This window comes from Cryobacterium sp. 10I1 (assembly GCF_035019805.1).
GTDB classification, from domain to species: domain Bacteria; phylum Actinomycetota; class Actinomycetes; order Actinomycetales; family Microbacteriaceae; genus Cryobacterium; species Cryobacterium glucosi.
The window spans coordinates 1-2,875 of sequence record NZ_JASJVF010000341.1 but is presented as its reverse complement, the minus strand read 5'-3'; the positions used below and the strand labels follow the sequence as shown (position 1 = coordinate 2,875).

Below are 2,875 nucleotides of genomic sequence, written 5' to 3'. Positions count from 1 at the left end.
GAACTGCTCGCCTGACCCGGTCCCGACGTACCCGCCGGCGGCGGGCGACCGCCCGAACCGGCCCCTGCGGTAGTTTGGAACCAACCGGATTCGTTCGGAGAGGAGGACGTGAGTGACACCCGACGCGCGGAACGCCATGAAACGTCGCACCTTCCTCATCGGAGTCACGGGTCTCTCGACCCTCGTTCTCACCGCGTGCGTGTCCCCGGCCCCGCGGCCGAGCGCATCCGCCACCGCTACGTCGACCCCCGCACCGACGCCCACCGTCTCGCCCGTGCCGAAACCCGCGCAGATGCGCCGCACCTCCTGGTCGGCCGACCCGTTCGCCCGCGGTTCGTACAGTTTCGCCGCCGTCGACTCCACGCCCGAGCAGCGCACTGCGCTCGCCCAACCCGTGCTCGACCGGGTCTTCTTCGCCGGCGAGGCCACCTCGACCGACGCTCCGGGAACGGTGCAGGGCGGCCGCGACTCCGGCTTTCGCGCGGCGCGCGAGATCATCGCCGCCGCAGCGCCCGGCGAACGCATCGCCGTGATCGGCGCGGGCATCGCCGGGCTCAGCGCCGCGCGCATCCTCAAGGACGCCGGTTTCGACGTCGTCCTCGTTGAGGCTCGCGACCGCATCGGCGGCCGCATCGACACCGTCAGCGACAAGAAATGGCCCTTCCCTGTCGAGCTCGGCCCGTCCTTCGTGAGCCACAGCGACACAACGTCCCTCGACGAGGAATTCACCCGCCTCGGCATCGCGACCACCCCCTTTCCGAGCGCGAGCGAGACCCGCACCCATGCCGGAATCGTCGTCGCGGTGCCCGACACCGGCGAAAAAGCCGTTGCGACCGCGCTCGCCTGGGCCACGAAACAGGCCAGTGACATGTCCGTACACGGCGCGCTCGACGGCTCCGGCGCGAGCACGCTGTCCACAGCGGATGCCGGTGACGGTGTTTCGGCGGCTGACTGGCTCGCATTCCGGGTCGCGACCGTTCTCGATATCGACGCGGGCGCATCCGTCGACCAGCAGTCGGGCTGGTACACGAGCGCGGACGCCGGCGCGAACGAGGACCGGATCGTGCTCGGTGGATATGCCCACCTGCTCACCAAGGCGGCAGAGGGCATCGACCTGCTCGACTCGAGCGTCGTCACCAAACTTGCATACACCGACACCGGCGTGAGCCTGCGTCTGGGCACGGGGGAGTCGCTCTCCGCCGACCGGGTGCTCGTCACCGTTCCGCTCGGGGTGCTGAAATCCGGGGTGCTCGAATTCGACCCCGCGCTGCCCTTCGCGCACCGCGGCGCGATCGCCGACCTCGGCATGGGCACGCTCGACAAGGTCTGGCTGCAGTTCGACGAGCCGTTCTGGAGCACGACCGCCCCGCTGTGGACCACGGTCGGCGGGGACGAGGACTTCCGGGTCTGGATCAACATGATGCCGCTCACCGGGGAGCCCGTCCTGGTCGGACTCGTCGCCGGGGACACGGCGCTCCGGCTCGCCGGGGCCGACGACGCCACGGTGCTTGCCGCCGCGCTGCGCGGGCTGACCCCGTTCTACGTGCCCCCGACGCCGAGCCCCACGCCGACGCCCGCGCCCTGACGAACCCCATAAAGTCAATCCCGAGCATTTCTCACCAAACGGTGTAAGCTATGCCCAATGTCTAGTCGCTGAAGATTCCCGGGGCGAGCCGGGACTTCATGCAGGTGCGGTCCGCCGTTGTGCAGCTCCCCAAGGTTTAGTCGTTCCCGGGTTGGTGTTGCCGATGGCTGCCAATTGGGTGGGTTGCGTGCAACGGTCGTAAGACCCAGCAATGTACACATGTCGTGCCGTCGGCCACCCGAGCGCGGTCGCGGCTTCGGTGCCCCGCCACAGTCGCGACTGCAGTTCCCCTGTTTGACCGCGTGATTGATCGTGCCTCATGGAAACCCTGCTGGACCAAGAGCTGGACAGCCTGCTCGACTTCGATTCCGACCTCGCCTGCGAGGGTTCCCACCATGGCCGCGGCCTGAGCGGCCACCATCCGACCGCGCCCGGCGCCTACATGGTCATTTCGCCGTGCTGCGGCCCGAAGGTCGTGCAGTGCTCCCCGCGGGTGATCGCCATGCAGCACTCCGGCGTGCTCTACTGCGGCGCCTGCCGCAGCGAACACCTCACCGTGGAATACACCTTCATCCCGCTGTAGGCCGTTCCGCCCACTCCCTTCCGCTGTACCATGCGAGGGCGCAGTTCGACCGCGCAACCGGATGCCGAGGGGAACCAGCCATGATCGCACTCACCGGAGCGACGGGGCTCGTCGGCGGTCTCGTTCGCGACCGCCTTGACGCGGCAGGAACGCCCACCAGGCTCATCGTGCGCTCGACCGCGCGGCTCGCGCGGCAGCATCCGGATGTCTGGACCGCCGGCTACGGCGATGCCCAGGCCCTCGCCCCCGCCCTCGCCGGGGTCGACACCCTGTTCATGGTGTCGGCGTCCGAGAGCGCCGAGCGGGTGACCGAGCACCGCACCCTGATCGACAGCGCCGTCGCCGCCGGAGTCGAGCGGATCGTCTATCTCTCGTTCCTCGGCGCCGATCCGCACGCCGAATTCACCCTCGCCCGGGACCATGCCGCAACCGAGACGCACCTGCGGGCGAGCGGCCTCGCGTTCACTTTCCTGCGCGACAACTTCTACCACCGGCTGATCGCGCAGATGTGCGGCGCCGACGGCGTCATCCGCGGGCCCGGCGGCGAGGGCCGCATCGGCTCGGTCGCGCACACCGACGTGGCGGATGCCGTCGCGGCCGTCCTCGGCGGCGGGTCTCGTCACGACGGGGAGACCTTCACCCTCACGGGGCCGCGTGGCTGGAGCCTGCGCGACGGCGCCGCGGAGCTCGCCCGGGTGGCCGGGCGG

The 2,875-nt window shown here is 69.9% G+C and carries 3 protein-coding genes; all 3 read left to right on the top strand.

Features of this window, described 5'->3' with window-relative positions; all coding sequences use genetic code 11:
• Positions 1-136 precede the first annotated feature (136 nt).
• Positions 137-1,585: a flavin monoamine oxidase family protein gene (locus QN345_RS17640; protein ID WP_322135298.1), complete on the top strand. Its 1,449-nt coding sequence runs from the start codon at positions 137-139 to the stop codon at positions 1,583-1,585.
• A 319-nt stretch (positions 1,586-1,904) separates the two neighbouring features.
• Positions 1,905-2,168 carry a hypothetical protein gene (locus QN345_RS17635; protein ID WP_134449380.1) on the top strand — a complete coding sequence of 88 codons (264 nt, stop codon included), beginning with the start codon at positions 1,905-1,907 and terminating at the stop codon, positions 2,166-2,168.
• 80 nt (positions 2,169-2,248) lie between these two features.
• The coding region (locus tag QN345_RS17630; RefSeq protein ID WP_323508982.1) for an NAD(P)H-binding protein at positions 2,249-2,875 on the top strand (627 nt) is incomplete at its 3' end.